The organism is Massilimicrobiota sp. An134, assembly GCF_002160815.1.
Classification (GTDB): Bacteria; Bacillota_I; Bacilli_A; order Erysipelotrichales; family Coprobacillaceae; genus Allocoprobacillus; species Allocoprobacillus merdigallinarum.
In genome coordinates this window covers 1-573 of the sequence record NZ_NFLH01000087.1, presented here as the reverse complement: position 1 = coordinate 573, position 573 = coordinate 1, and the positions used below count along the sequence as shown (strand labels likewise).

Here is a 573-nt window from a genome sequence, read left to right as displayed (position 1 = left end):
GGTATTATCACACATCGTCATCACCATCCAAAGCCAATAGAATCTGTAATTTCATAAAACATCCCGTCCTTTCTTTTTCTACATCTTCATGATAGAGGAAATGGAAGCAGAAAGACATAGAGGTCATGTGGTTTGAAAAGAGAAATACAGGTTTCTGGAAAATTTCTTATAAATGAGCAGTTCATCTATTGGGCAGTTGCCAAGCTTAACGATGAAATGGTATATGTGAGACAGTTCGATAATAAGATGATCTGTTGAATCGGAAAGAATGGAAACAATATCATCGAAGGAGACAGCAGATAGGAAAGGAATCATGGGAAAAAGAAGCAGCGCATGAGTTTTGCCGCAATGAGGGCATATGACTCTCTGGATGTTGATGGAGCTGTCCTTGAAGTTTCTTTTATAGTAGCCATGAACAGACAAGCCTCTATGAGAGCATTTTGGACATGATAGGAGAGACAAATCCAGTGAAAAGATAACATTGGAATAATTTTTTTGATTAATGGTATTGATTTTTCTGCTGGTTTTTAATATTATCATATTGTCGTTAGGACAAGATGAGACTCAACTTTG

1 protein-coding gene is annotated in these 573 nt (G+C 36.8%); it reads right to left on the bottom strand.

Annotation, left to right across the window (positions count from 1 at the left end; all coding sequences use genetic code 11):
• Positions 1 to 123 precede the first annotated feature (123 nt).
• Positions 124 to 540 (bottom strand): DUF6431 domain-containing protein, encoded by a 417-nt coding sequence (locus B5E79_RS14090; RefSeq protein ID WP_370519931.1) that lies wholly within the window; start codon positions 538 to 540, stop codon positions 124 to 126.
• Positions 541 to 573 lie beyond the last annotated feature (33 nt).

Bases quoted from the DNA above. Each gene is read 5' to 3' on its own strand.
- B5E79_RS14090 (WP_370519931.1), bottom strand. From the start codon at position 540: ATGATAATATTAAAAACCAGCAGAAAAATCAATACCATTAATCAAAAA.